Source organism: Streptomyces sp. NBC_01465 (genome assembly GCF_036227325.1).
In the GTDB taxonomy this organism is placed as follows: Bacteria; Actinomycetota; Actinomycetes; order Streptomycetales; family Streptomycetaceae; genus Streptomyces.
The window spans coordinates 1,045,899-1,071,783 of sequence record NZ_CP109467.1 but is presented as its reverse complement, the minus strand read 5'-3'; the positions used below and the strand labels follow the sequence as shown (position 1 = coordinate 1,071,783).

Here is a 25,885-nt window from a genome sequence, read left to right as displayed (position 1 = left end):
TCGCGATATGTTCGGCTACGAGTATTCGTAGACGAGGTGAGGGTGATGGCAGGCAAGCGTCGCAAGCTCGGCAACCCACTGGCACTGGCCGTGCTGGTGCTGCTGTCCGAGCGCCCCATGCATCCGTACGAGATCGCGCAGACGCTCCGCCAGCGCGGCAAGGAACACAGCGTCAAGATCAACTTCGGCTCGCTCTACACCGTCGTCCAGAACCTGGAGAAGCACGGCTATGTCGAGGTCGCGGAGGTGCAGCGGAAGGGCAACCGCCCCGAGCGCACCCTCTACGGGCTCACCGAAGAGGGCCGGGTGGAGATGGTCGACTGGATGTCCGACCTCCTCGCCGTCCCGGCCGTCGAATACCCGCTCTTCGCGACCGCCGTCTCGCTGATGCCGGTGCTGCCGCCGGACGACGTGGCCCAGCACCTCGAGGACCGGCTGTCCAAGCTGGAGGTGCAGGCCGCCGGGATCCGGGGCGTGCTCCTCGCGCTCCACGAGAAGCTCCCGCGGCTGTTCCTGCTCGAGACCGAGTACCAGCTGCACATGATCGAGGCCGAGACGGAGTGGGTCCGCGCCTTCCGCAAGGACCTTCTCGACGGCTCGGTCGGCGGCCAGGAGGAGTGGGACGCCTGGCACCGCACCGGTGAAGTCCCCCAGGACTGGCAGGACTTGGAGGAGCAGAGCCCCAGAGAGTAACCAAGAAAAAGACCCCGGCGGTCGCCGTTGCAGCGGCTCCCGCCAGGGTCTCGAACCCCGGACCGAACTGCCGTGAAGGCAGGCCAGGCGATCGAGGTGCGGCACACCCAGGATAGCCCGGCGCTCTTCACGCGGCTCGGCCCGTCATGCCCGAGAACCCCGCTGACCACAGGAGAGCCCTGTCATGAGCACCCGTGCGCCCGCTGTCGCGGCGCGAGAACTGATCAAGACCTATCCCGGCGACGTCACCGCGCTGAACGGCATGGACGTCACCGTCGAGGCCGGCACCGTCTTCGGACTGCTCGGCCCCAACGGCGCCGGAAAGTCCACCACCGTCAAGATCCTCACCACCCTGGCCCGCCCCGACAGCGGCGAGGCGAGCGTCGCGGGACACGACGTCCTGCGCCACCCCGACCGCGTCCGCCGCGCCATCGGCGTCGTCGCCCAGAAGTCCGGCGCCGACCCCGTCGCCACCGGGCGCGAGAACCTCCTGCTGCAGGGGCGGCTGTACGGACTGAAGGGTGCGGCCCTGGCCCGGCGCGTCGATGAACTCCTGGAGCGCTTCGACCTCGCCGACGCCGGCGGGCGGATCGTCAGGGGCTACTCCGGTGGGATGCTGCGCCGCCTCGACGTCGCCCTCGGACTGGTCCACCGGCCCGAGGTGCTCTTCCTCGACGAGCCGACGACGGGGCTCGACCCCGAGGCCCGCACCGCCATGTGGGAGGAGATCTCCCGCCTCGCCGGTGACGAGGGGCTGACGATCCTGCTCACCACGCACTACCTGGAAGAGGCCGACCGGCTCGCCGAGCGCATCGCGATCGTCGACCGCGGCAGGGTCGTCGTCGAGGGCACCCCCGACGACCTCAAGGGCGAACTGCGCGGCGACGCCGTCCACTTGGAGCTGCGTACGGAAGGCGACCGCGTGGTCCTCAGCTCCGTGCTCTCCGGGCTTCCCGGCGTCCACGAGGTGCTCGTCGAGGGGCGCAGGGTCAGTGTCCGCGCCGACGACGGAGCCGCCGCCGTCCCCGCCCTGCTGGCCGCTCTGGAGCGTACGGGCGCCGCCGTCGCCGCCGCGACCGTCGCCAGGCCCTCGCTCGACGACGTCTATCTGCGCTACGCGGGCCGCCGCTTCTCGGAGGCCGAAGCCCAGTCCCAGTCGTCCGAACTCCTTCCCGCCGGAGATGCCCGATGAGTACCGAAACCCTCACCCAGACCTGGTACATGACGCAGCGTCAGCTGATGGCGATCGTCCGGCAGCCCGTCTTCCTGGTGATCTCCCTCATCCAGCCGGTGATCTGGCTGTTCCTCTTCGGGAACCTCTTCAAGAAGGTCGTCGAGCTCGGCGGCTTCGGCACGACGTCCTATCTGGACTATCTGATCCCCGGCATCGTCGTGATGAGCGCGCTCGGCTCCAGCATGTGGGCCGGCATGGGCACCCTGGAGGAGATCGAACGCGGCACCCTCAACCGCTTCCTCACCACTCCCGTCAGCCGCAGTGCGCTGATGAACGCCAACGTCGTACAGAACGGCATCTCCACCGCCGTGCAGTCGGTCGTCATCGTGCTGCTCGGACTGCTCGGCGGGGCCGACTACCCCGGCGGCTTCGGCGGACTGCTCATCCTCGTCGTCGCGTCGATCATGCTCGGCACGGTCTTCGGCGCGCTCTCCAACGCGCTGGGCATGCTGGTGCGCCAGCGGGAGTCCATCATCGGCATCAACACGTTCCTGCTGCTGCCGCTGACGTTCCTCTCCTCGGCCTTCATGGCGCCGTCCCAGATGCCGTCCTGGATGCAGCACATCGCGGACTTCAACCCGGTCAACTGGGCGATGATCGCGGGCCGTTCGGCGATGTCCGCCGACCCCGACTGGGGTGTGGTGCTCGGCCGGGGCGGGGCGCTCCTCGCCCTGGCCGTCGCCGCGGTGTGGCTGTCGACGCGCACCTTCCGCTCGTACCAGAAGTCCGTCTAGTACGAGCAGACGCGAAGGCCGGGCGGGGTCAGGCGGAAGCCTGTTCCTGCTCGGCCTCGACCTGTGCGTTCCACTCGCGCTTGATGGCGCGCCAGCCCTCGTCGTTCTGACCGAGGCGCCAGTAGCCCGAGATGGAGAGGTTCTCGCGCGGAACCTCGCGGTCCAGGCGGAGATGGCGGCGGAGCTCCTTCACGAAGCCCGCCTCGCCGTGGACGAAGGCGCAGACGCTTCCCGCGGGGAACTCCAGTTCGCGCACGGCGGCGAGGACGGCCTCGCCCACCGGGGCGTCGCCGCGGTGCAGCCAGGTGATCTCCACGCCGTCGGGCGAGGCGACCTTCTGCTCCTCCGAGGCGTCCGACACCTCGACGAAGGCGTGCACGACGGCGCCCGGCTCCATCCGCTCCAGGGACGCGGCGATCGCGGGCAGCGCGCTCTCGTCACCAACGAGCAGGTGCCAGTCGGCGGCCGCGTCCGGCGCGTAACCGCCCCCGGGGCCCAGGAAGTTGACCTTCGCGCCCGGCTGGACCCGCGCGGCCCACGGCCCCGCGAGACCCTCGTCGCCATGCACCACGAAGTCGACGGTGAGCTCGCGCTGCACCGCGTCCCAGGCGCGCACCGTGTACGTACGGGTGACGGGCCACTGCTCGCGCGGGAACTCCTCGCGGATGCGGTCCATCGCGAAGGGCTCCGGATAGCTCACACCTTCCGGGGCGAAGAGCACCTTGATGTAGTGGTCGGTGAACTCGGTGGCGTCGAAACCGGCCAGTCCCTCACCGCCGAGCACGAGACGCACCATGTGCGGAGTGATCCGCTCGGTGCTGAGGACCTGCGCCTCACGTGACTGCGGCGCCTTGCGGACGGGCTGTTCTGCCACTGCGGACTCCCCTGATTCCCCTGATAAGACAGTGCTTAGGTTTACCTAAGCTAGCACTTCACTCCGCGAGCACGGTCAACAGGCGCTGGAGTGAACCGCCCAGGCCCCACTGCGCCGCCAGCTCGTCCAGCGACGCGGGATCCAGCGGCTCCTTCGGCAGCGCGGGATCGAACTCCGGCAGCGGCACGTCCGAGGCGACCCGCACCACCGTCGGCGCGACCGCGATGTACGGCCGGGCCTCGTCCAGCTTCTTGCGCTGCGACGGCGTCAGCTTCGCCGCCGGGTCGTCGACCGCGGCCATGATCCCGGCCAGATCGCCGAAGGCGTCGAGCAGCTTGGCGGCGGTCTTCTCGCCGATGCCGGGAACGCCGGGCAGACCGTCGCTCGGGTCGCCGCGCAGAAGCGCCAGGTCCACATAGCCGGAGCCGGTCACCCCGTACTTCTCGCGGAGCACCGCCTCGTCGGTGAGCTGGAGGTTCCCGACGCCCTTGAGCGGATAGAGCACGCGCGCACCGCGGGCGTCGTCGACCAGCTGGTAGAGGTCGCGGTCGCCGGTGACGATGTCGACGGGTCCCGTCGCCAGGCCCGCCAGGGTGCCGATCACGTCGTCCGCCTCGTACCCCTCGACACCCACGCGCGCGATGCCGATCGCGTCCAGCACGTCCTCGATCACCGGGACCTGCGGGGCGAGCGTGTCCGGGGTCTCCTCCGTGTCCGGGCCCTCCTCGGTCTCCTCCGCGACGCGGTGCGCCTTGTACGAGGGGATCAGATCCACCCGCCACTGCGGACGCCAGTCGGCGTCCATGCACGCCACCAGATCGTCCGGACGGTGGTCCTGGACGAGGCGCGCGATGAAGTCGAGCAGCCCGCGCACGGCGTTGACCGGCGTGCCGTCGGGTGCGCGCACCGAATCGGGGACCCCGAAATACGCGCGGTAGTAGAGGGAGGCGGTGTCGAGGAGCATCAGTCGTCGGGTCACCACTCGATGATGCCGTACGCCACTGACAGTGACGGCAGGTGAGCTGGCTCACTCCTGTGTTTGGTGTGCATAAACGAGGGCAGGCGCGGCCTCGGAGCGAAACCTGTCCGAATTTCAAGTAACGGACGGGTGAGAGCGGGCCGAACCCGTGTCGCTCCACGACCTGTCGGCACGGGGGTGTCAGGTCGTTTCCGTTCAACGCGTGAGGTGTATGTGTCCAGGCTGCAGGCCGAACACTTGTACAAAGTATTCGGCAGACGACCCGACGAAGCTGTGACCCGGCTCAAGGGCGGTACCGACCGGGACGAGCTGCGCGCCGACGGGACGACCGCGGCCGTGATCGACGCCTCCTTCAGCGTCGACCCGGGCCAGATATTCGTCGTCATGGGTCTCTCCGGATCAGGCAAGTCCACACTGCTGCGCATGCTCAACGGTCTGCTGGAGCCGACCGACGGGCGGGTGCTCTTCGACGGCCAGGACCTGACCGCGCTCTCCGCGCGCGAGCTGCGCGCCGTCCGCTCCAAGAAGATCAGCATGGTCTTCCAGCACTTCGCTCTCTTCCCGCACCGCAGCGTGCTGGAGAACGCCGCCTACGGTCTCGAGGTCCAGGGCGTGCCGCGCGCCGAGCGCGAGAAGCGCGCCACGGAAGCCCTGGAGATGACCGGTCTGGCCGGCTGGGAGAAGTCCTGGCCCGACGAGCTCTCCGGCGGTATGCAGCAGCGCGTGGGCCTGGCCCGTGCGCTGGCGACCGACGCCGATCTGCTCCTGATGGACGAGTCGTTCAGCGCGCTCGACCCGCTGATCCGCCGCGACATGCAGGACCAGCTCCTGGAGCTGCAGAAGCGGCTCAAGAAGACGATCGTCTTCATCACCCACGACCTCAACGAGGCCATGCGCCTCGGCGACCGGATCGCGGTCATGCGCGACGGTGAGATCGTCCAGAACGGCACCGCCGAGGACATCCTGATCACCCCGGCCAACGAGTACGTCGCCTCCTTCACCAAGGACGTCGACCGCACCCGGGTCCTCACCGCCGCCTCGATGATGAGCGAGCCGCACCGCCCCGACGCGGGCAGCGGCTGCAGCTGCGAGACCGTCACCCCCGACACGAGCTTCAACGACCTCTGCGGAGTGGCCGCGCGCGTGCCGCATCCGGTCGCCGTGAAGGACGCCAAGGACAAGCTGGTCGGAGTCGTGCACCAGTCGCGGCTCGTCGGCTTCCTCGGGGAGTACGCCGAGGGACCCGTCGCCTGCGACGCCGCCCCCACGAACAAGGCGGTCGCAAGTGCCTAGGATTCCCTTCGGTGACTGGGTCAACAGCACCGTCGACTGGCTTCTGGACCACATGTCCTGGCTGTTCGATATCCTCAAGACGATCTTCCAGGGTGCGTACGACGGCGTCTACGACGTCCTGTCCGCCCCCGAGTCCCTGCTCATGGCGGGCATCCTCGCGCTCATCGCCTGGTGGCTGCGCGGTCTGCTCGGCGGCGTCCTCGCGTTCGCCGGATTCTCCTTCATCATCTCCCTCGAACTGTGGGACCACGCGATGATGACGCTGTCCCTGGTGCTCGTCGCCACGGTCATCGCCCTCGTGATCTCCGTGCCCGTCGGCATCTGGGCGGCCCGCTCCAGCACGGTCAGCTCGATCGTCCGCCCGGTCCTCGACCTGATGCAGACGCTGCCGGCGATGGTCTACCTCATCCCGGCCCTGCTGTTCTTCCGGATGGGCGCGCCCGCGGGCATCGTCGCCACCCTCGTCTTCGCGCTCGCCCCCGGTGTGCGCATGACGGAGCTGGGCATCCGGCAGGTCGACAAGGAACTGGTCGAGGCCGCCGAGGCGTTCGGCACCTCGCCGCGCAACACCCTCCTGCGCGTCCAGCTCCCCCTCGCACTCCCGACGATCATGGCGGGCGTCAACCAGGTCATCATGCTGGGCCTGTCCATGGCCGCCCTCACGGGCATGGTCGGCGCCGAGGGACTCGGTGCCGACGTCAACCAGGCGATCGGCCAGCTCGACGTCGGCCTCGGCGCCGAGGGCGGCATCGCCATCGTGATCCTGGCCGTCTTCCTGGACCGCATCACCAGCGGCCTGGGCCAGCAGGTCTCCCCGCTCGGCCGTCGCGCGCTCGCCAAGCTGCGGGCCGCGCAGGGCGTGAAGCTCTGGAACTACCAGCTGCAGCCCGTCGCCGCGCTCGCCGGCGTGGTCGCTCTCGCGCTCGTCGCGGGTGGCATGGGCGTCTTCGGCGGTACGTCGTCGCCGGCCACCACCTCGGACGCGAAGAACGTCGGCCAGGGCAAGAAGATCAACATCGGCTACATCCCGTGGGACGAGGGCGTCGCCTCCACCTTCCTGTGGAAGGAGGTGCTGGAGCAGCGCGGTTACGACGTGACCACCAGCCAGCTCGACGCAGGACCGCTCTACACCTCGCTCGCGCAGGGCGATGTCGACTTCGAGACGGACTCCTGGCTGCCGACGACGCACGCCGAGTACTGGAAGAAGTACGGCAAGGACCTGGAGGACCTGGGTTCCTGGTACGGCCCGACCTCGCTCGAGCTCACGGTGCCCTCGTACATGAAGGACATCAACTCGCTCGAGGACCTCAAGGGCAAGAGCTCCACCTTCGACGGCAAGATCACCGGCATCGAACCGAGCGCCGGAATGATGTCGATCCTGAAGGACAAGGTCCTGGGGGAGTACGGCCTCGACAAGGAGTACAAGGTCGTCGACGGCTCCACGCCCGCGATGCTGGCCGAGCTGAAGGCCGCGTACGCGAAGAAGGAACCGATCGTCACCACGCTCTGGTCCCCGCACTGGGCCTACAGCGACTTCGACCTGAAGAAGCTCAAGGACCCGAAGGGCGCCTGGGGCAAGGGCGACGGCGTGCACACGCTGTCCCGCAAGGGCTTCTCCAAGGAGAACCCGACCGTCGGCAAGTGGCTCAAGAACTTCAAGATGACAGAGAAGCAGCTCACCGGTCTTGAAGCGGAGATCAACAAGGCCGGCAAGGGCAAGCAGCAGGAGGCCGTGCAGTCCTGGCTGAAGAAGAACCCGGACGTCGTCGACAAGATCGCCCCGCTGCCGAAGAAGTCCTCGGGTTCCGACGAGTCGAAGAGGCCGCTGAACGCCGCGTACTTCGCGTGGGACGAGAACATCGCGGTCGTGAACCTGTGGAAGCGCGTGCTCGCCGACCGCGGCTACAAGATGAACCTGACGCCGTCCGACGTCGGCCCGGTCTACACCGGGCTCGCGCAGGGCGACCTCGACATCAACTTCGACGCATGGCTGCCGACGACGCAGAAGACGTACTGGGAGAAGAACAAGGCGAACCTCAAGGACCTCGGGTCCTGGTACAGCCCCACCTCTCTCGAAGTCGCCGTCCCGTCCTACGTCAAGAACGTGAAGACCCTCGCCGACCTCAAGGGCAAGGGCAGCACGTTCGACGGAAAGATCATTGGCATTGAGCCGGGTACGGGTGTGATGGCCGCGCTCAAGGACAAGGTCCTGCCGGGCTACGGCCTCGACAAGGAGTACAAGATCGTCTCCGGTTCGACGCCGGCGATGCTGACCGAGCTGAAGGCCGCGTACGCCAAGAAGGAGCCGATCGCGGTGCTCCTGTGGTCGCCGCACTGGGCGTACAACGAGTACAAGCTCACCAAGCTCGCGGACCCCAAGGTCGCCTTCGGCGAGGGGGACAAGATCCGCACGATCACGAGCAAGGACTTCCCCTCGCAGTACCCGCAGCTCACGCAGTGGATCAAGAACTTCAAGATGAGCGAGTCCGAACTCGCCGGCCTGGAGAACGAGATCAACAAGAAGGGCAAGGGCCATGAGGCCGACGCGGTCGACGCGTGGCTGAAGGCGCACCCGGGCTACGAGGACAAGATGGCTCCGCAGTAGTCACCCCGCACGAAGGAGGGGTGGGCGTCGCCTGTGGCGAAGCCCACCCCTTCGCGCTGTCCGCACGGCCCGCGCCCGCCCCTACGCTCGGTCGGATGCAGCCGTCGACCGCCACCCTGCGCCGGCCCGTGGCCGTCGCCGCGGTCGCCCTCGCCGCCGTGCTCGCCCTCGCGCAGATACGGTCCGCCGACGCGACGCCCGTCGCCGCGGCCGCCACCCGTCTCGCCTCGGCGATCGACGACGTACGGAGCTCGGACGGGCACACGTACAACACCACCGACTCCTCGGGGCGCACGATGGACGCGGCCCAGATCGTCCAGGCCGCCGACGGCACCTACCTCGCCGTCTACCACTCGATGCTCGCCGACGGCCGCTTCCACGCCGCCGTCGCCACCTCAACGGACGTGCTCCACTGGCAGCGCCGCCACGACTTCGGCGCCGGCACCTCCCAGCCGGACCTCGCCCGCGCCGACGACGGCCGCTATGTGCTCGCCTGGGAGAAGGACCCGCGCAACCACATCGCCGTACGCGGCTACCGCGACCTCGGCGCACTCCTCGCCGGACGCGCCGACCACAGCTTCGACGCGCCGCTCACCCTCTCCCGCTGCTCCGAGGGCACCCCCAGCATCACCTCGGTCCACGGCAGCACCATCGAGCTCACCGGCCACTACCGAAACAACTGCGACACCGACCACCAACTGCACGCCACCCTCAAGGACTTCACCACCTGGCACGCCGGGAGCGACACCCGCCTCGACCGCGCGCTCTACGACTGGGGCATCGGCGGGAACATCGGCGACCGCGACCCGGTGGTCTACCAGGGCCGCAGCCTGCTGCTCATCGAGGGGCAGGGTCGGCGGGGCGACTTCGCGAGCTGGCGCACGTACGTCTACGACCCGCACAGCGGCCGCGCCGTACTCGCCTCCCTGCACACCCACGGCGGCAGCACCGCCTTCGCCAACCCCTCGGCGACCCGCATCACCGCACCCGACGGCAGGACCGCCCTGCTGGTCAGCGTGTTCATCCCGAAGGAGGGAGCGGCGGCGGGAGAAGCAGGTCAGCTCTTGTACTGGCACTCCCTCTGAGCCCGCCGCGCACTATGGTGGTGCGACCGGACGGGAGGGGAGGCGCGATGACGGACGAGAAGCACGACCAGAAGCAGGACCAGAAGGACGTGCTCCGGGTCGGCGCAGCCGTCAGAAGGCGACGGCGCGGTCTCGGCCTGACCCTCACCACCGTCGCCGCGCGCAGCGGCCTCTCGGTGCCCTTCCTCAGCCAGATCGAGAACGAGCGCGCCCGCCCCAGCACCCGTTCGCTCCAACGGGTGGCCGAGGCCCTGGAGACCACCGCGGACCGGCTGCTGACCGCCGCCGACGCGGCCCGCGTGGTCGGCCTCGTCAAGGCGCAGGACGCCCCGGAGAGCGAGGCGGAGGCGGAGCCGGGCGTGCGGACGCTGGTGCGCGGACAGCACCAGATGCAGGCCCTGGAGTTCACCGGCGAGCACGACGCGGGCCGCGAATTCCTGCACCGCAACGACGAGTTGATGTACGTCGTGGACGGCGCCGCCGAGGTCGAGGCGGAAGGCCGGGTCTATCTGCTCGGCTGCGGCGACACGCTCTATCTGTCCGGGGGAGTACGCCACCGCTGGCGCGCCACCCTCGCCTCCACCCGCATCCTGCTGGTCGCCGTCGGCGACCACATCGACGCGACGGCCCAGCCCACCACGGCCCGTCAGTCGTCGGACGACGCGCCCTGCCGCTGAGCGACCCGGGCGACCCGAGGGGCGGCCAGCAGCCGGCCGTCCGCAAGTCCCCGTACGGTACGGATCCCGGCGACCGCCCAGGCGGCCGCGAGCACGATCCACAGACCCACCGCCAGCCACTCGTACGCGGCAAGCCCGGTGTGCCGCGCCAGCCCCGCCGCCCCCGTCACGCAGGTCCCGATCGGGAAGGTGAAGGCCCACCAGGTCATGGCGAAGGGCATCCCGCGCCGGGCCGCCCGCACCACCAGCGCCGCCGCGAGCGCCAGCCAGAGCAGGGCGAAGCCCATCACGGGGACCCCGTAGACGACGGCGAAGGCGCGGAACGCACCGGCGTACGGAGCCCCGATCGCGCCCTGCGCGACGTCCGCCAGCTGGTTGACGGCGGTGGTGGACTGGCCGAGCGGACCCAGTACGAGAAAGAGCGTGGGAGTCAGCGCCAGGGGCAGTGGGCCCGAGGTGATCAGCCGCCCGAAGACCATCGGCAGCATGACGAGCGTGGCCAGCAGGCTGACCCCGAACAGCGCGTAGCAGGCCAGGAGCATCGCCTCCTGCCACTGCCCGGCGGGCAGATGCGGGACCAGCCCGGGGCCGACCGCAGCGGACACCATGGGGGCGACCACCGGCAGCAGCCAGACCGGCGACGCGCTGCCGGGCTCGACGCGGTGGCGCGCCACCATCAGATACGGGATTCCCGCGGCGGCCACCAGTCCGGTGACCAGACCCGCGCTCCACAGCACCGCGTCGACGGCGACCGCCGCCGAGGTGCCCGTCCAGACATGGCCCACGGCCAGGGTGGCCCCGCCGACCGCGGTGAGCGCCATGGAGAGGCAGCCGTAGAAGGGGGCGACCGCCGGGTCGTCGAGATGGGCGCGGGCCTGGTCCCGGTGGAAGACCCAGTGGCCGGCGCGTGCCGCGAGCAGCACGAGCAGCAGGACCGCCGACAGCGCCCAGACGAACGGCAGCCCGGGGATGTGCACGGGAAGGGCTGCTCCCGCGGTGGCGACGATCGCCGTACCCATCACCGTGGCGTACCAGTTGGGGCCGAGATGGCGCAGCGCGGCGGGTGCGGCCGCGTAGGGGCGGGTCTGAGCGAGGACGGTCATGGTCCCAGGCTCCCGCCGGGCCGGTCGGCCCACCAGAGACCACTCGCCTATGAGGGCATAAGCTCGGCTTATGAGCAGTCCGCTGTCCCACCGCGTCCCCGACCTCGCCGCCCTGGAGCTGCTCCTCGCCGTCGCCCGCCACGGCAGCCTCGGCAAGGCGGCGAAGGAACTGGGCATCACCCAGCCCGCCGCCAGCGGCCGCATCCGCTCGATGGAGGCCCGGCTCGGCGTCGTCCTGGTGGAGCGCTCCCCGCGCGGCTCCCGGCTCACCGACGCGGGCGTCCTCGTCACCGACTGGGCGCGCAGGATCGTCGAGGCGGCCGAGGCCTTCGACGCGGGCGCCCAGGCGCTCCGCGACCGGCGCGACTCCCGGCTGCGCGTCGCCGCCTCCATGACGATCGCCGAGTACCTGCTCCCCGGCTGGCTCATCGCGCTGCGCACCCAGCGCCCCGGCACTGCGGTCTCGCTCCTCGCCGGGAACTCCGTCGCGGTCGCCGCGCACCTCCTGGGCGGCGAGGCGGACCTCGGCTTCGTCGAAGGTCTCGCGGTCCCCGAAGGCCTCGAAGGCACGGTCATCGGCCGCGACCGCCTGATCGTCGTCGCCGCGCCCACCCACCCCTGGGCCCGCCGCCGCACCCCGCTCACCCCGGCCGAACTCGCCGCCACCGCCCTCATCCTGCGCGAACAGGGCTCGGGCACCCGCCAGGTCCTGGACGCCGCCCTCGCCGCACACGGCGGCCTCGCGGCCCCCCTCCTCGAACTCGCCTCCACCACCGCGGTCAAGGCCGCGGCCGTCAGCGGGGCGGGCCCCTCCGTACTGAGCGAGCTGGCCGTACGGGAAGAACTCGCGGCCCGCCGCCTGGTGAAGATCCCGGTAGAAGGCATCCGGCTCAGCCGCGACCTGCGCGCCGTCTGGCCCACCGGACCCCAACCGGCAGGCCCGGCAAGGGACTTGCTGGTCCTGACACGCCCCGGCCGGGAAGCCGGCGGTTTGCCGGACCCGCCGCGGGCTACCCGGACCGCATGACGGATCACAACAGGACCAGCGACCAGGCAGCAACCGACGCCAGCCGCACCGCCGCGGCGGCCAAGGGCGACGCGGAGGCGGCGCTCGCCCAGTCCAGGGAGGCAGCGGGGAAGGCCGGAGAGGCCACGGACACCGCGGCCTCGGCAGCGCTCAAGGGCGCGCACGCGGGCCGGGAGGCCGCCGACGCGGCCAAGGGGGACGCGGACGGTGCGCTCGGCCAGGTGAAGGAGGCGACCGGGAAGGTCGGAGAGGCGGCGGACTCCGCAGCTTCGGCCGCGCTGAAGGGCGCGCACGCCGGCCGGCAGGCCGCCGACGCGGCCAAGGGTGACGCGGAGTCGGCGCTCGGCCACACGAAGGAGGCCGGCGGGAAGGTCGCGGAGGCGGCAGGAACCGCGGCCTCCGCCGCCCTCAAGGGCGTCCAGGCCGGCCGCCAGGCCGTCGAAGCCGCCTCCGGGCAGGCCGCAGCCGCCGCCAACACCACCTGGACGGCACTCAACACACGCAAGGCGCTGGTGATCGGCGCGGGCGCCGGCGCGGCGGTGCTGAGCGCGGCCTCGTACCTGGCCGGCCGACGCAGCGAACAGCACGCGCGAGGCCCCGTCACACGCCTCACCGGCGGCCGCATCTGACCGCGCCCCTCCGCAAATTCACTGGCGGGCCGGATGCCCGGCACGGACCATACGGTGATGAAAGCCGTCGCGCCGCCCGCCACCGGAGTCCGCCTCCACTGGGAGGATCTGCCCGCCCCCGTCCGCCGCGCCGTCGAGAACCTCCTCGGAGCGCCGGTCGACACGGCGGTGACGCAGCCCGGCGGCTTCTCGCCCGGGCTCGCCGCCCGGCTGCAACTCACCGACGGGCGCCGCGCCTTCGTCAAGGCGGTCAGCGCGGAGACCAACCCCCACAGCCCGTCCCTGCACCGCGCCGAAGGCCACAACACCGCTGCTCTGCCGACCGACGTCCCGGTGCCCCGGCTGCTCGGCTCGTACGACGACGGGACCTGGGTCGTGCTCGCCTTCGAGGACATCGCCGGGCACCAGCCGCACATCCCCTGGCAGCCCGAGGAGCTGACCCGGGTTCTCGACGCCGTCGGCGAACTCGCCGCGCGGCTCACGCCGTCACCGGTGGACGTCCCCTACGCGGCCGACATCCTGGAGTCCACCTTCAGCGGCTGGCGCAAACTGGCCGCCGCCGGTGACCCCGGCGATACGGACGGCCTCGACCCCTGGGCCCGCCGCCACCTGGACGCCCTCGTCAGGATCGCCGAAGGCTGGTCCGACGGCGTACGCGGCGACACCCTCGCCCACGGCGACCTGCGCGCCGACAACATGCTCCTCACACCCGACCGGGTCGTCTTCGTCGACTGGCCCCACGCCTGCCGGGCCGCACCCTGGTTCGACCTGCTGGTCATGCTGCCCTGCGTGGCGGCCCAGGGCGGCCCCGACCCGGAGGAGCTGTTCCTGCGCCACCCCCTGGGCCGGGACGCCGACCCGGAGGCGGTGACCGCCGTACTCGCCGCGCTGGCCGGTTATTTCGTACGGAACTCCCTGCAGCCCCCGCCACCCGGCCTGCCCACCCTCCGCGCCTTCCAGGGCGCGCAGGGCGCCGAAGCCCTCGCCTGGCTCAGGAAGCGGCTCGGACCAGCGCTTCCATGACCCGCAGGTCCTCGCCCATCTCCGGATGCCACTGGACTCCCAGCACCCAGCTCCCGCCGGGACGTTCGACCGCCTCGACCGTGCCGTCGGCCGCATGCGCCGAGGCGGTCAGCCCGCGCCCCAGCCGGTCCACGCACTGGTGGTGGTACGTCGGCACGCCCGACTCCTCCGGCACGGCCTCCGCGCAGAGCGAGCCCGGCACCGGCTTCACCGGGTGCTCGGCGAAAGCGCCGACCGGCCCGGTGTGCCCGTCCAGATGCTGTACGAGGGTCCCGCCGAGCGCCACATTGAGCAGTTGCATCCCCCGGCAGATCCCAAGGAGCGGAGTCTCCGACTCCAACGCCGCCCCGATCAGCGCCAGTTCCCAGGCGTCCCGCTCCGGCGCCGCGGGCCCGCACCGGGGATCGCGCGCGGCCCCGTACCGTACGGGATCCACATCGGGACCACCCGCGATCACGACCCCGTCGAGCCGGGCCACCACCTCGGCCGCCGCCGAGGGATCGTCGGGCGGCAGCATCACCGCGAGCCCGCCCGCGTCCCGCACCAGCCGCGGATAGCCGGCGGGCAGCAGCGCGGCCGGGAGATCCCAGACGCCCCAGCGCGCGGACTCCACCAGATAGGTGCTGATCCCGATCAGCGGACGACGACTCACGGGCGGCCTCCCAGGCAGCGCGGCGCGCGGAATTAACCGGCACCGTATCCAAATCCCTTGCCCAGAGCCTACGTTTGGATCATCTTCCGGCCCGTGAGGAGAGGATCCGCCCGTGCCAGTCCGTACGCCCGCGCTCGCCGTCGAGGAGCTGCGCATACTCGTCGAGAGCGGCGAGATCGACACCGTCGTCCTCGCCTTCCCCGACATGCAGGGCCGCCTCCAGGGCAAACGCTTCGCCGCCCCCTTCTTCCTCGACGAGGTCCTCGAACACGGCACGGAGGGCTGCAACTACCTCCTCGCCGTCGACACCGACATGAACACCGTCGACGGCTACACCATGTCCTCCTGGGACCGCGGCTACGGCGACTTCGCCATGCACCCCGACCTCGCCACCCTGCGCCGCATCCCCTGGAACGAGGGCACCGCCCTGCTCATCGCGGACCTCGCCTGGAACGACGGCTCGCCCGTCGTCGCCGCCCCCCGCCAGATCCTCCGCCGCCAGCTGGAGCGCCTCGCCGAGCACGGATTCACCGCGCACGTCGGTACCGAGCTCGAGTTCATCGTCTTCAACGACACCTATGAGCAGGCCTGGGACCGCAACTACCGCGACCTCACCCCGGCGAACCAGTACAACATCGACTACTCGGTCCTCGGCACCGGCCGCATCGAGCCCCTCCTGCGCCGCATCCGCAACGAGATGGCGGCGGCCGGACTGACCGTCGAGTCCGCGAAGGGCGAGTGCAATCCGGGCCAGCACGAGATCGCCTTCAAGTACGACGAGGCCCTCACCACCTGCGACCAGCACGCCGTCTACAAGACGGGCGCCAAGGAGATCGCCTCGCAGGAGGGCGTCTCGCTGACCTTCATGGCCAAGTACAACGAGCGCGAAGGCAACTCCTGCCACATCCACCTCTCCCTCCAGTCCATCGACAAGGCAGGCCACAACGTCATGGCGGGCGAGGGCCCCGACGGGATGTCGCAGGTCATGCGCCATTTCCTCGCCGGACAGCTGGCCGCCCTGCGCGACTTCTCCCTCCTGTACGCACCGAACATCAACTCCTACAAACGCTTCCAGCCCGGCTCCTTCGCCCCCACCGCCGTCGCCTGGGGCCACGACAACCGCACCTGCTCGCTCCGGGTGGTGGGCCACGGCCGCTCGATGCGCTTCGAGAACCGCCTCCCCGGCGGCGACGTCAACCCGCACCTCGCCGTCGCGGGCCTGGTCGCGGCCGGTCTGTACGGCATCGAGCAGAAGCTCGAACTCCCCGACCCCTGCCCCGGAAACGCCTACGCCGCGGACTACGAGCACGTCCCGACCACCCTGCGCGAGGCCGCCGACCTCTGGACCGCCAGCCCCATCGCGCTGGCCGCCTTCGGCGAAGAGGTCGTCGCCCACTACAGCAACATGGCGCGCGTCGAGCTGGAGGCCTACGACGCCGCGATTACCGATTGGGAGCTCCGCCGTGGATTCGAACGGCTCTGACGTGCAGCACACCGTCCTCAACCCGGCGACCGAAGAGGTCGTCGCCACCGTCCCGGCGACCACGGCCGCCGAGGTCGACGCGGCCGTCGTACGGGCAGCCGCGGCCCAGCGCGCCTGGTCGGCGGCCGCCCCCGCCGACCGGGCCCGACTGCTCCGCCGTTTCGCGGTCGCCGTGGACGAACACCTCGAAGAACTCGCCCAGTTGGAGGTACGCGAGGCCGGCCACACCCTCGGCAACGCCCGTTGGGAGGCCGGCAACGTCCGCGATCTCCTCGACTACGCGGCCGGGGGAGTGGAGCGCCTCACCGGCCGCCAGATCCCCGTCCCCGGCGGTCTGGACATCACCCTCCTGGAGCCCCTCGGCGTCATCGGCGTGATCGCCCCGTGGAACTTCCCGATGCCGATCGCCGCCTGGGGGACGGCGCCCGCCCTCGCCGCGGGCAACGCCGTACTCCTCAAGCCCGCCGAGACAACACCCCTCACCGCACTGCGCCTGGCCGAACTCGCCCTGGAGGCAGGCCTCCCCGAGCACCTTTTCCAGGTGCTGCCCGGCGCGGGCGACGTCGCGGGCAACGCGCTGGTCGAACACCCCGGCGTCGCCAAGATCGTCTTCACGGGCTCCACCCGGGTCGGCAAACAGATCATGGCGAAGTGCGCAGACCGGGTGAAGCGCCTCACCCTCGAACTCGGCGGCAAGAGCCCCAACATCGTCTTCGCCGACTCCGACCTGGAGGCGGCGGCCGCGGCCACCCCCATGTCCTTCCTCGACAACTCGGGCCAGGACTGCTGCGCCCGCACCCGCATCCTGGTCGAGCGGAGCGTGTACGACCGCTTCCTCGCCCTCGTCGCCCCCGCGATCACCTCGGTCGTGGTCGGCGACCCGTCGGACGAGAAGACCCAGATGGGCCCGCTGATCTCCAAGTCCCAGCTGGAGAGGGTCCGTTCGTACGTCCCGGCCGACTCCGAGGCGATCCGCGGGACCGCCCCCACCGGCCCCGGCTTCTGGTTCCCGCCGACGCTGCTCACCGCCGAGGCCCCCGACTCCCCGGCCGCCACCGAGGAGATCTTCGGCCCCGTGGCCGTCGTCCTCCCCTTCGACGACGAGGCCGACGCCGTACGTCTCGCCAACGCCACCGAGTACGGCCTCTCCGGCTCCCTCTGGACCCGCGACGTGGGCCGCGCCCTGCGCGTCTCCCAGGCGGTCCGCGCCGGCAACCTCTCCGTCAACTCCCACTCCAGCGTGCGCTACTGGACCCCCTTCGGCGGCTACCGCCAGTCCGGCCTCGGCCGCGAACTCGGCCCCGACGCCCTCACCGCTTTCACCGAAACCAAGAACGTCTTCATCTCCACGGAGGCCTGAGCACATGACCGAAGAGACCACCCCCGTCTGCCGCCGCCTCGTCGGCCGCACCGCCGTGATCACCGGCGCCGGCAGTGGAATCGGCCTCGCCACCGCCCACCGGCTCGCCTCCGAGGGCGCCCATGTCGTCTGCGGCGACATCGACGAGACCGCGGGCAAGGCGGCCGCCGAAGCGGTCGGCGGCACGTTCGTACGCGTGGACGTGACCGACGCCGCCCAGGTGGAGGCGCTGTTCAAGGCGGCGTACGACACCTACGGCAGTGTGGACATCGCCTTCAACAACGCGGGCATCTCACCGCCCGACGACGACTCGATCCTCACCACGGGACTCGAGGCGTGGAAGCGCGTCCAGGACGTCAACCTCACCTCGGTCTACCTCTGCTGCAAGGCCGCCATCCCGTACATGCAGCGCCAGGGCCGCGGCTCGATCATCAACACCGCGTCCTTCGTGGCCCGTATGGGGGCTGCGACCTCGCAGATCTCCTACACCGCCTCCAAGGGCGGGGTGCTCGCCATGTCCCGCGAGCTGGGCGTGCAGTTCGCCCGCGAGGGCATCCGCGTCAACGCGCTCTGCCCGGGGCCGGTCAACACCCCGCTGCTGCAGGAGCTGTTCGCGAGCGACCCCGAGCGGGCCGCCCGCCGTATCGTGCACATCCCGCTGGGGCGCTTCGCCGAGGCGAACGAGATCGCCGCCGCCGTCGCCTTCCTGGCCAGCGACGACTCCTCGTTCGTCAACGCCACCGACTTCCTGGTCGACGGCGGCATCTCGGGTGCGTACGTCACGCCCCTCTAGCCGCTACAGGAAGGTGTGACCCTCGCCCCGGTACGTCGGCACGGTCGCCGTCACCCGGTCCCCTTCCACCAGCTGCAGCGCGTCGAACCGCTCGCACAGCTCGCCCGCCTTCGCGTGGCGGAACCACACCTTGTCGCCGATCAGCAGATCGTCGGCGGGCGAGCCGAGCAGCGGCGTCTGCACTTCGCCGGGGCCCTCCTGCGGGTCGTAGCGCAGCCCCTCGGGGAGGTACGGAACGGGCAGCCGGTCCGGGCCCGCCGCACCGGAGGCCGGATATCCGCCGCCGAGCACGGTCACCACACCCACACCGGGACGCCGCACCACCGGCTGCGCGAAGAGCGCGGCGGGGCGGCCCGTGAACGAGGTGTAGTTGTCGAAGAGGCGCGGCACGTACAGCCCCGAACCGGCGGCGATCTCCGTCACCGCGTCCTCGGCGGCCGTGTGCTGGACGCTGCCGGTGCCGCCGCCGTTGACGAACTCCAGGTCCGGTACGACCGCCCTGACCGCCGCTACGACGGCGGCCCGCCGGGTCGCGAGCTCCTTGCGCGCCGCGGACTGCATCAGCCGCACCGCCCTGGAGCGCAGCGGCCGGCCCGCGATCGAGTCGCCGACACCGGCCACATGACCCTCGTACGCCATGATCCCCACCAGCCGGAAGCCGGGCCGGCGGGCCACCGACCGTGCCAGCTCGGCCAGTTGGGCGGGCTCGCGCAGCGGCGAGCGCAGGGCGCCGATGCGCACCTTGCCGCCGAGCATCCGCAGCGAGGTGTCCAGCTCCAGGCAGACCCTGATCTCCTCCGTGCCGCCGTCGCGCGCCGCGTCGATCAGCGCCAGCTGCGCCACGTCGTCGACCATCACGGTCACGGCGGCGGCGAGCTTGGGGTCGGCGGCCAGCTCCGCGTACCCGGCACGGTCCGCCGACGGATAGGCGAGCAGTACGTCCTCGAAGCCCGACCGTGCCAGCCACAGCGACTCGGCCAGCGTGAAGGACATGATCCCCGCGAACCCCTCCTGCCCGAGGACCCGCTCCAGGAGCGCCCGGCACCGAACGGACTTGCTGGCGACCCGGATCGGCTTGCCCGCGGCGCGGCGGACCAGATCACGGGCGTTGTCGTCGAACGCCTCGAGGTCGACGATGGCGAGGGGGGCGTCGAGATGGGCGGTGGCCCGGTCGTACCGGGTCCGGTCAGCAGCACGAGGCGTCATGACAGAAGCCTGCCAGATGTGATTACCGCAGGGTAGGGGGATGTTCCGGGCAGATGCCGCAGCCCGGAACACTGGTTCCGGCACCGTCGGTGCCAGCCCTTAGAGTTACGGAAAGACCGATGACCAGGGGGCGGGATGAGCACCGAAGCGCAACGCGCTCCAGTTCCGCCACGCCCGACAACACCCCCGCAGACGCTTCCGCCCGCACCCGACACGCCCCCTGCCGGCCCTCCCCGCGAAGCCCCCGCCGAGACCACCACCCGGCTGCGGCCCATCACCGCGCCCGCGCCCTCCCCCCGCGCCGCCGCGCCCCTGCCGCCCGAGATGCCGCCGCGCCCCGCCGCGCCCCCGCTCCCGCCCGGCCCCCCGACACCCGCCCGCCGCCGGCCCGTCGGGTCCGTCGATCTGACGCCGCGGCCCGGCGCCGGGCCGCCCACGCAGTACGCGCAGCCGCGCCCTTTCGCGGCCGAGCACCCGGCCGAGATGACCACCCGGCTGCGCCCCGTCTCGACCCGCCACCCGGCCAGGACCGCGGCCGCCGCCGTCTGCATGGTGCTCGGGCTCGGGCTCATCGGCGGTGCCGCCGCCGGGAGTTGGCTCACCGGAGACACCTCCGCCGAGCCCTCCGCCCGTACCGCCTACACCGAGGCGCGCGGCCTCTGGCACTCCACCCCCGTCGACTCCCTCTTCCCGCGCACCCTCAAGGGCGACGGCGCGGGCCCGGGCGGCGCTGACAGGACCTGGACCCGGCTGGCCGTCGCCCCGGACAGCTCCTGCGCGGGCGGCTTCGACCCGCTGCTGCTCAAGGTCCTCCAACCCGTCGGATGCGTACGGATGCTGCGCGCCACGTACACCGACGCGACCCACTCGTCCGTCACCACGGTCGGCATGGTCTTCACCGAGGCGGACCCCGCCGCGATGTCCGCCCTGCGCAGCCGTTTCACCCGTGAGGGCCTGGCGGAGCGCACCGATCTGCTGCCGCGCACCTTCCCGGTCAAGGCCACCGACGCGGCGGCCTTCGGCGACAAACAGCGCGCGAGCTGGACGGTCAGTGTCCTGACCGACGCACCGGTCGTCCTGTACTCCGTCACCGGTTTCGCCGACGGCCGTACGGTCACCGACCCCCAGCCCGCCGACCAGGCAGCCAGGGACGGCGCGACAACGGCCGCCGCCCAGGCAGGACTCGGCCACGACGCCAAGGGCATCGAGGAGCGCATCGAGCGCGGCGTACGCTCCTCGGTCGCCAAGGCAACGGAGAAACCTCAATGAGACGCCGAGGCCTCGTCGCCCTGCTCACCGCGGCAGCGGTGGCCGTGCTGCCCTCCACCACCGCCCACGCCGACTCCATCCGCGCCCAGCAGTGGGCGCTCGACGCGATGGGCACGCAGAAGGTCTGGCAGACCACCAAGGGCAAGGGCGTGACCGTCGCCGTCCTGGACACCGGTGTCGACGCCGGCCACCCCGACCTGGCGGGACAGGTGCTGCCCACCAAGGACTTCATCGGATTCGGGGCCAAGCAGGGCGACCGCCCCTGGGCCCGCCACGGCACCGCGATGGCCGGGATCATCGCAGGCCACGGGCATGGTCCGGGCCGCGCAGACGGGGTGCTCGGCATCGCGCCCGAGGCGAAGATCCTGCCGGTCCGCGTCATCCTGGAGTCCACCGACCCGGCCCGCAAGCAGGCCCGTACGAGCAAGGGCGGCGCCCTCGCCCAGGGGATCCGCTGGGCCGCCGACCACGGCGCCGACGTCATCAACCTCTCCCTCGGCGACGACAGCGCCTCCGCGCACCCGGAGGCCGCCGAGGACGCGGCGGTGCAGTACGCGCTCGCCAAGGGCTCCGTCGTCGTCGCCTCCGCGGGCAACGGCGGCGAGGACGGCGACCACATCTCCTACCCGGCCGCCTACCCCGGCGTGATCGCGGTCGCCGCCGTCGACCAGAACGGCACCCACGCCTCGTTCTCCACCCGCCGCTGGTACGCCACCGTCAGCGCCCCCGGGGACGGCGTGGTCATCGCCGATCCCGATCGCGCGTACTACCGGGGCTGGGGCACCAGCGCCGCCTCCGCCTATGTCTCCGGTGCGGTCGCCCTGCTGCGCGCTGCCCATCCCGAACTGACCCCGGCCCAGGTCAAGAAGGTGCTCACGGACACCGCGAGCAACCCCCCGGCGGGCGGCCGCGACGACGCCCGCGGCTACGGCTTCATCGACCCCCCGGCCGCGATCGCGGCCGCCGCGAAGGTCACGCCCGACGCCCCGCCCGCCCGCTACCGCAGCACGTATTTCGGAACGGGCCCCGACGCCGTACAGAAGGACGGAGGCCCGTCCGGCTGGCTCGTACCGCTCGCGGCCGGCGCCGGAGTGGCGCTGCTCGCGGGGGCCGTGGTCGTGTGGCGCGGCGGGTTCAGACGGCGCCGGCGATGGCGGTGACGGCGGTCCTCGCCGCGTCCTCGACCAGCGAAATACCCGCCTTCTGCGAGGAGTTGCCGCCGGAGAGCACGGCGAGGAGGTAGCTGCGCCCGCCCGCGGTGACGTGACCGATGCTGTTGATGTCCCACAGCCCGGTGGCGCTCCTGGGCAGCCAGCCGTTCTTCAGCTCCCAGCTGCTGCCCGCGGCGGAGACACCCCACTGCTGGTCGGCCTCGACCTGGCCCATCAGCCCCTTGATGTACGTACGCGAGGACGCATCCAGCACGGACGCGGATCCCGACCCGGACCCGAACACGGCCCGGAGCAGCGTCAGTTGATCGGCGGCGGTGGTCTGCGTCAGTCCCCACAGCTCACCGTCGCCACCCGTGGTGCCCGTCAGCCCGAGCCGCTGGTTCGCGGCATCGAGCCCGTCGGCGCCGCCGATCGCGTCCCACAGGGCCGTCGCCGAGGCATTGCTGCTGTTCTCGATCATGGTGGTCGCGTACGACTTCTCCTGCGTGGTCAGCGCACGCCCGTCGTCCTGCGCCCGCAGCAGCAGCGCCGCCAGGATGTCGACCTTGACGATGCTCGCGGTGTCGAACTCCCCGTCCCCGTACGTCGCCGACTCCCCGCTCCGCACATCCAGCACGGCCACCGACACCCTGGCATCGTCGCCCGGCACGACGGTCTTCATGGCCTCGGCCAGCACTGCGTCGTAGTCCACCGCGGGCTCCTCGGTCGTCGCCGCCACTGACTGTGTCCTCGATGTACCCGCTACGGCGGACGCGGAGGACGAAGGAGCCGAGGATACGTCCCGCGACGATGCCTCCAGGGTGGGAAGGGCCGCGTACACACCCCCGACGGCCACCACCACGGCGACCGCGGACAGATACAGGCGGGTTCGTCCGCCGCGCGAGGGGCGTGAGGGGGTACGGGACATGGGTCGGACGCTAGGAAGCGAACCTGGGCCTGCGCTGTGCCCGAGCTGAAGCCCCGGTGAGAAAGTCGCGCACGCCCGGCGGCTAGGCTCGTCGCGTGGCGCTCAAGAACATCCCGAACCCCGGTTTCTCCGACGACGACGGCACCGCCGACACCCGGCTGGCCTCGGCCCTCACCGCCTGGTCGGCGGACCGCACGACCGAACCGCAGCTGCTCGAAGCCCTCCGTGAGGCCCGGCTGCTGGTCCCCGTCGTCGCCGTACTCGGAGAGGTGGAGACGGACGAGAACGGACTGCGCCGCGAGAAGACCAGCGACATGGCGGTCCCCACGCTGCAGGCCGGCGACCGCCGCGCGCTGCCCGCGTTCACGTCCGTCGAGACCCTCGCCCTCTGGGACCCCGAGGCGCGCCCCGTGGCCGTGCCGCTGCATCAGGCGCTGCAGGCGGCCGCCCACGAGAAGGCCGACACGGTGGTCGTCGACCTCGCGGGTCCCGTCGCGTACGAACTGAAGGGAGCGGCGCTGCTCGCGCTCGCCGAAGGCCGTACGAGCGCGGACCCGCTCGACGACCCCGCCGTCACCGAAGCGGTACGTTCCGTGGTCGCCGCACAACCCTCCGTGACGCGCGCCCATCTGGGTCCCGGCGACGCGGACGGAACGCTCGTCCTGGTCCTGGAGCAAGGCGCCGATCCGGCGACGGTGGCCCGCGCGGTCGCCTCGGCCCTGGCGGCCGACGAGACGCTACGGGCGCGCCTGGTACGGGGGTTGGACCTCGCGCTGCTGCCGCCGGAGGCCCCCGCACCGAACGCGCCGCTGTTCGTTCGCTGACGCAGAACAGGCGAGCCTCGGCAACTCGGCGAATAATTGCGAAGAAATCGGACAATCTTCGCGAGGTGTACCCATGAAGACGGAGACTCGGACGATTGTGGCGGAGTTCCTGGGAACTCTGCTCCTGGTCTTCTTCGCAGTAGGAGCCGCGGTTCTCGCCGGCGAGTACATCACCGCCATCGGCATCTCTCTCGCCTTCGGCTTCACGCTGCTCGCCCTGGCCTACGCGCTGGGCCCGATATCCGGCTGCCACGTGAACCCGGCGGTCACCCTCGGCATGCTGACGGCCAAGAGGATCACTCTGCGCACCGCCATCGAGTACTGGGTCGCGCAGCTGCTCGGCGGCATCGTCGGCGCGGCCCTGCTCTTCCTGGTCGCCAAGCAGGTCCCGGGCCTGAAGACCAGCGGCGCCTTCGGCAGCAACGGCTACGGCGACCGCTCGACGGTGCACATCAATGTCGGCGGCGCGTTCATCGTCGAGGTGGTGCTGACGTTCCTGCTGGTCTTCGTCGTGCTGGCGGTGACCCACAAGGTCGCGGTCACCGGCTTCGACGGACTGCCCATCGGCCTGGCGCTGGCCACCATCCACCTCATCGGCATCCCGCTGACGGGTACGTCGGTGAACCCGGCCCGGAGCATCGGCCCCGCGATCTTCGCGGGCACCGCGGCGCTCTCCCAGCTCTGGCTGTTCATCCTGGCCCCGCTGATCGGCGGGGTGCTCGCGGCGTACGCGCACCGGCTGACGCACCCCGCGGACAACGTCCCGGGCGCCGAGGTCGTGGCCGAGCTCTCCGGGGAGAGCTCGTAACGCCCGCTCCTAGCCGTAGACGGGCCCGGTGTACTTCTCACCGGGCCCCTTGCCGGGCTCGTCCGGCACCACGGACGCCTCGCGGAACGCCAGCTGCAGCGACTTCAGACCGTCACGCATCGGCGCCGCGTGGAAGGAGCTGATCTCCGTGGCGCCGGCGTCCAGCAGGCCGGCCAGCGCGTGGATCAGCTTCCGGGCCTCGTCCAGGTCCTTGTGTGCTTCGCCCTCCTCGGCCAGGCCGAGATTGACGGCGGCCGCGCTCATCAGGTGCACCGCGACCGTGGTGATCACCTCGACCGCGGGGACGTCCGCGATGTCGCGGGTCAGGTCGTCGAAGCCGGGGGTGTTCTCGTCACTCATGACGCACACGATAAGGGGCCGTGCACCCGATTAGCCCCATCCCCCCTCGGGTGCTAACCTTGTGTAACGACCGGCCAGGCACCTGTGTGCCCGGCCCACAAGTGGAGGCTCCGATCTCCCACCTGGCTGTCCTCACGGACGGCGGGTCACCGGTCAGGCAGTGGCCATCGTTCCGTACGGACGATGGAAGTTGCCCGAAGTGCGCCCCGCGGTAGTACGCGGCGGTGCTCCGGTATTCCTTGGAGCTCCCGCCTGTGTCCCGTTCGGGGCATTTTTTCTGCCTCCGCTCGGTTGGTCTCCAGCAACAGACGTTACGCGGCTGCTCTCCAGGCAGCAGCGTGGTGCTACCGAGGAGGATCCATCAGCGCCGAACCCCGTATCAACGACCGGATTCGCGTTCCCGAGGTGCGACTTGTCGGCCCCAGCGGTGAACAGGTCGGGATCGTTCCGCTTGCCAAGGCCCTGGAGCTCGCGCAGGAGTACGACCTCGACCTCGTCGAGGTGGCCGCCACGGCGCGGCCTCCGGTCTGCAAGCTCATGGACTACGGGAAGTTCAAGTACGAGTCGGCCATGAAGGCCCGTGAGGCGCGCAAGAACCAGGCGCACACGGTCATCAAGGAGATGAAGCTCCGGCCGAAGATCGACCCGCACGACTATGACACCAAGAAGGGTCACGTCGTCCGGTTCCTCAAGCAGGGCGACAAGGTCAAGATCACGATCATGTTCCGTGGTCGCGAGCAGTCCCGCCCCGAGCTGGGTTTCCGACTGCTGCAGCGTCTCGCTTCGGACGTCGAGGAACTTGGGTTCATCGAGTCGAACCCGAAGCAGGACGGCCGGAACATGATCATGGTTCTTGGCCCGCACAAGAAGAAGACCGAGGCCATGGCCGAGGCTCGCGAGGCTCAGGCCGCCCGCAAGGCGGAGCGCCAGGGCTACGCGACCGAGGACTCCACGGACGCCGTGGACGTGGACGAGGTCGTAGAAGCAGAGGCCCCGGCCGAGGCTGCTGAAGCCCCGGTCGAGACCCCCTCCGAAGCGTGATCGAAGGGGCCCGCCACCCAGGCGGCCCCGGATCCCGCCCAGGAACCACAAACC

25 protein-coding genes are annotated in these 25,885 nt (G+C 71.0%); 18 read left to right on the top strand and 7 right to left on the bottom strand.

Translation table 11 applies throughout. The features are described from left to right. Positions 1–45 precede the first annotated feature (45 nt). From OG707_RS04810 to OG707_RS04800, 3 genes are all read left to right on the top strand, one after another. Complete coding sequence (locus tag OG707_RS04810; RefSeq protein WP_329114678.1) at positions 46–693, top strand: PadR family transcriptional regulator; 648 nt, start codon at positions 46–48, stop codon at positions 691–693. 184 nt (positions 694–877) lie between these two features. Next, entirely contained in the window at positions 878–1,885 is a 1,008-nt protein-coding gene (locus OG707_RS04805) for an ATP-binding cassette domain-containing protein (RefSeq protein WP_329114676.1), read from the top strand. Beyond that, the gene (locus tag OG707_RS04800; protein ID WP_329114674.1) at positions 1,882–2,661 is read left to right on the top strand and encodes an ABC transporter permease; all 780 of its coding nucleotides are present in this window, start codon (positions 1,882–1,884) and stop codon (positions 2,659–2,661) included. Before OG707_RS04805 ends, OG707_RS04800 begins: the two co-directional genes overlap by 4 nt. A 28-nt stretch (positions 2,662–2,689) precedes the next feature. Here OG707_RS04800 and OG707_RS04795 read toward each other — a convergent pair whose 3' ends face one another. Together OG707_RS04795 and OG707_RS04790 are read right to left on the bottom strand one after the other, a co-directional pair. Continuing rightward, on the bottom strand, positions 2,690–3,535 hold the full coding sequence (locus OG707_RS04795) for a siderophore-interacting protein (RefSeq protein WP_329114672.1): 846 nt from the start codon (positions 3,533–3,535) through the stop codon (positions 2,690–2,692). Positions 3,536–3,593: 58 nt separating this feature from the next. Further along, a complete protein-coding gene (locus OG707_RS04790) occupies positions 3,594–4,499 on the bottom strand; it encodes a 5'-3' exonuclease (RefSeq protein ID WP_329127614.1) in 906 nt (301 codons plus the stop codon). A gap of 222 nt (positions 4,500–4,721) precedes the next feature. On the opposite strand from OG707_RS04790, the gene OG707_RS04785 reads away from it, so the two are divergent. From OG707_RS04785 to OG707_RS04770, 4 genes are all read left to right on the top strand, one after another. Then, on the top strand, positions 4,722–5,807 hold the full coding sequence (locus OG707_RS04785) for a quaternary amine ABC transporter ATP-binding protein (RefSeq protein ID WP_329114669.1): 1,086 nt from the start codon (positions 4,722–4,724) through the stop codon (positions 5,805–5,807). Beyond that, positions 5,800–8,412, top strand: a complete 2,613-nt coding sequence (locus OG707_RS04780) for an ABC transporter permease/substrate binding protein (protein WP_329114667.1) — start codon at positions 5,800–5,802, stop codon at positions 8,410–8,412. The genes OG707_RS04785 and OG707_RS04780 overlap by 8 nt, the downstream gene beginning before the upstream one ends. Before the next feature lie 95 nt (positions 8,413–8,507). Then, positions 8,508–9,497 carry a hypothetical protein gene (locus OG707_RS04775; RefSeq protein WP_329114665.1) on the top strand — a complete coding sequence of 330 codons (990 nt, stop codon included), beginning with the start codon at positions 8,508–8,510 and terminating at the stop codon, positions 9,495–9,497. A gap of 47 nt (positions 9,498–9,544) precedes the next feature. Next, positions 9,545–10,174: a helix-turn-helix domain-containing protein gene (locus OG707_RS04770; RefSeq protein WP_329114662.1), complete on the top strand. Its 630-nt coding sequence runs from the start codon at positions 9,545–9,547 to the stop codon at positions 10,172–10,174. Here OG707_RS04770 and OG707_RS04765 read toward each other — a convergent pair. Continuing rightward, positions 10,144–11,277, bottom strand: a complete 1,134-nt coding sequence (locus OG707_RS04765; protein WP_329114660.1) for a TDT family transporter — start codon at positions 11,275–11,277, stop codon at positions 10,144–10,146. The genes OG707_RS04770 and OG707_RS04765 overlap by 31 nt on opposite strands. Before the next feature lie 70 nt (positions 11,278–11,347). Here OG707_RS04765 and OG707_RS04760 point away from each other — a divergent pair, with 70 nt between their 5' ends. Genes OG707_RS04760 through OG707_RS04750 form a run of 3 tightly spaced genes read left to right on the top strand, consistent with a single transcriptional unit; the run spans position 11,348 to position 13,956 of the window. Beyond that, positions 11,348–12,304 carry a LysR family transcriptional regulator gene (locus tag OG707_RS04760; RefSeq protein WP_329114658.1) on the top strand — a complete coding sequence of 319 codons (957 nt, stop codon included), beginning with the start codon at positions 11,348–11,350 and terminating at the stop codon, positions 12,302–12,304. Continuing rightward, positions 12,301–12,933: a hypothetical protein gene (locus OG707_RS04755; RefSeq protein WP_329114656.1), complete on the top strand. Its 633-nt coding sequence runs from the start codon at positions 12,301–12,303 to the stop codon at positions 12,931–12,933. Before OG707_RS04760 ends, OG707_RS04755 begins: the two co-directional genes overlap by 4 nt. A 57-nt stretch (positions 12,934–12,990) precedes the next feature. Beyond that, the gene (locus OG707_RS04750; protein WP_329114654.1) at positions 12,991–13,956 is read left to right on the top strand and encodes an aminoglycoside phosphotransferase family protein; all 966 of its coding nucleotides are present in this window, start codon (positions 12,991–12,993) and stop codon (positions 13,954–13,956) included. On the opposite strand, the gene OG707_RS04745 is transcribed toward OG707_RS04750, so the two are convergent. Next, the gene (locus tag OG707_RS04745; protein ID WP_329114652.1) at positions 13,925–14,608 is read right to left on the bottom strand and encodes a gamma-glutamyl-gamma-aminobutyrate hydrolase family protein; all 684 of its coding nucleotides are present in this window, start codon (positions 14,606–14,608) and stop codon (positions 13,925–13,927) included. The two genes, OG707_RS04750 and OG707_RS04745, sit on opposite strands and share 32 nt — an antisense overlap. Positions 14,609–14,720: 112 nt before the next feature. Between OG707_RS04745 and OG707_RS04740 the strand changes: the two genes are divergently transcribed. The 3 genes from OG707_RS04740 to OG707_RS04730 are packed head-to-tail and all read left to right on the top strand — an operon-like array spanning position 14,721 to position 18,244. Further along, positions 14,721–16,091, top strand: coding sequence for a glutamine synthetase family protein (locus OG707_RS04740; RefSeq protein WP_329114650.1), 1,371 nt, complete (start codon positions 14,721–14,723; stop codon positions 16,089–16,091). After that, complete coding sequence (locus OG707_RS04735) at positions 16,072–17,451, top strand: aldehyde dehydrogenase family protein (protein ID WP_329114648.1); 1,380 nt, start codon at positions 16,072–16,074, stop codon at positions 17,449–17,451. Before OG707_RS04740 ends, OG707_RS04735 begins: the two co-directional genes overlap by 20 nt. A gap of 4 nt (positions 17,452–17,455) precedes the next feature. Then, positions 17,456–18,244: a 3-oxoacyl-ACP reductase gene (locus tag OG707_RS04730; RefSeq protein ID WP_329114646.1), complete on the top strand. Its 789-nt coding sequence runs from the start codon at positions 17,456–17,458 to the stop codon at positions 18,242–18,244. A gap of 3 nt (positions 18,245–18,247) precedes the next feature. On the opposite strand, the gene OG707_RS04725 is transcribed toward OG707_RS04730, so the two are convergent. Further along, the gene (locus tag OG707_RS04725) at positions 18,248–19,450 is read right to left on the bottom strand and encodes an amino acid deaminase/aldolase (RefSeq protein WP_329114644.1); all 1,203 of its coding nucleotides are present in this window, start codon (positions 19,448–19,450) and stop codon (positions 18,248–18,250) included. Between the two features lie 135 nt (positions 19,451–19,585). Here OG707_RS04725 and OG707_RS04720 point away from each other — a divergent pair, with 135 nt between their 5' ends. Together OG707_RS04720 and mycP are read left to right on the top strand one after the other, a co-directional pair. Then, positions 19,586–20,719 carry a hypothetical protein gene (locus OG707_RS04720; RefSeq protein WP_443071263.1) on the top strand — a complete coding sequence of 378 codons (1,134 nt, stop codon included), beginning with the start codon at positions 19,586–19,588 and terminating at the stop codon, positions 20,717–20,719. After that, positions 20,716–21,879 carry a type VII secretion-associated serine protease mycosin gene (gene mycP, locus OG707_RS04715; protein ID WP_329114642.1) on the top strand — a complete coding sequence of 388 codons (1,164 nt, stop codon included), beginning with the start codon at positions 20,716–20,718 and terminating at the stop codon, positions 21,877–21,879. Before OG707_RS04720 ends, mycP begins: the two co-directional genes overlap by 4 nt. Here the strand turns inward: mycP and OG707_RS04710 are convergent. After that, entirely contained in the window at positions 21,854–22,798 is a 945-nt protein-coding gene (locus tag OG707_RS04710; RefSeq protein WP_329114640.1) for a serine hydrolase, read from the bottom strand. The two genes, mycP and OG707_RS04710, sit on opposite strands and share 26 nt — an antisense overlap. A 95-nt stretch (positions 22,799–22,893) precedes the next feature. On the opposite strand from OG707_RS04710, the gene OG707_RS04705 reads away from it, so the two are divergent. Continuing rightward, positions 22,894–23,622: an SseB family protein gene (locus OG707_RS04705; RefSeq protein WP_329114638.1), complete on the top strand. Its 729-nt coding sequence runs from the start codon at positions 22,894–22,896 to the stop codon at positions 23,620–23,622. Between the two features lie 73 nt (positions 23,623–23,695). After that, positions 23,696–24,430 carry an MIP family channel protein gene (locus OG707_RS04700; protein ID WP_329114636.1) on the top strand — a complete coding sequence of 245 codons (735 nt, stop codon included), beginning with the start codon at positions 23,696–23,698 and terminating at the stop codon, positions 24,428–24,430. Positions 24,431–24,439: 9 nt separating this feature from the next. On the opposite strand, the gene OG707_RS04695 is transcribed toward OG707_RS04700, so the two are convergent. Next, a complete protein-coding gene (locus tag OG707_RS04695; RefSeq protein ID WP_329114634.1) occupies positions 24,440–24,790 on the bottom strand; it encodes a DUF1844 domain-containing protein in 351 nt (116 codons plus the stop codon). A gap of 291 nt (positions 24,791–25,081) precedes the next feature. Between OG707_RS04695 and infC the strand changes: the two genes are divergently transcribed. Then, a complete protein-coding gene (infC, locus tag OG707_RS04690; RefSeq protein WP_329114633.1) occupies positions 25,082–25,831 on the top strand; it encodes a translation initiation factor IF-3 in 750 nt (249 codons plus the stop codon). Positions 25,832–25,885: the final 54 nt, after the last annotated feature.

Coding starts and splice junctions, on each gene's coding strand:
- OG707_RS04810 (WP_329114678.1), top strand. CDS start 46: ATGGCAGGCAAGCGTCGCAAGCTCGGCAACCCACTGGCACTGGCCGTG.
- OG707_RS04805 (WP_329114676.1), top strand. CDS start 878: ATGAGCACCCGTGCGCCCGCTGTCGCGGCGCGAGAACTGATCAAGACC.
- OG707_RS04800 (WP_329114674.1), top strand. CDS start 1,882: ATGAGTACCGAAACCCTCACCCAGACCTGGTACATGACGCAGCGTCAG.
- OG707_RS04790 (WP_329127614.1), bottom strand. CDS start 4,499: ATGCTCCTCGACACCGCCTCCCTCTACTACCGCGCGTATTTCGGGGTC.
- OG707_RS04775 (WP_329114665.1), top strand. CDS start 8,508: ATGCAGCCGTCGACCGCCACCCTGCGCCGGCCCGTGGCCGTCGCCGCG.
- OG707_RS04770 (WP_329114662.1), top strand. CDS start 9,545: ATGACGGACGAGAAGCACGACCAGAAGCAGGACCAGAAGGACGTGCTC.
- OG707_RS04765 (WP_329114660.1), bottom strand. CDS start 11,277: ATGACCGTCCTCGCTCAGACCCGCCCCTACGCGGCCGCACCCGCCGCG.
- OG707_RS04760 (WP_329114658.1), top strand. CDS start 11,348: ATGAGCAGTCCGCTGTCCCACCGCGTCCCCGACCTCGCCGCCCTGGAG.
- OG707_RS04755 (WP_329114656.1), top strand. CDS start 12,301: ATGACGGATCACAACAGGACCAGCGACCAGGCAGCAACCGACGCCAGC.
- OG707_RS04750 (WP_329114654.1), top strand. CDS start 12,991: ATGAAAGCCGTCGCGCCGCCCGCCACCGGAGTCCGCCTCCACTGGGAG.
- OG707_RS04730 (WP_329114646.1), top strand. CDS start 17,456: ATGACCGAAGAGACCACCCCCGTCTGCCGCCGCCTCGTCGGCCGCACC.
- OG707_RS04725 (WP_329114644.1), bottom strand. CDS start 19,450: ATGACGCCTCGTGCTGCTGACCGGACCCGGTACGACCGGGCCACCGCC.
- OG707_RS04720 (WP_443071263.1), top strand. CDS start 19,586: ATGAGCACCGAAGCGCAACGCGCTCCAGTTCCGCCACGCCCGACAACA.
- mycP (WP_329114642.1), top strand. CDS start 20,716: ATGAGACGCCGAGGCCTCGTCGCCCTGCTCACCGCGGCAGCGGTGGCC.
- OG707_RS04710 (WP_329114640.1), bottom strand. CDS start 22,798: ATGTCCCGTACCCCCTCACGCCCCTCGCGCGGCGGACGAACCCGCCTG.
- OG707_RS04700 (WP_329114636.1), top strand. CDS start 23,696: ATGAAGACGGAGACTCGGACGATTGTGGCGGAGTTCCTGGGAACTCTG.
- OG707_RS04695 (WP_329114634.1), bottom strand. CDS start 24,790: ATGAGTGACGAGAACACCCCCGGCTTCGACGACCTGACCCGCGACATC.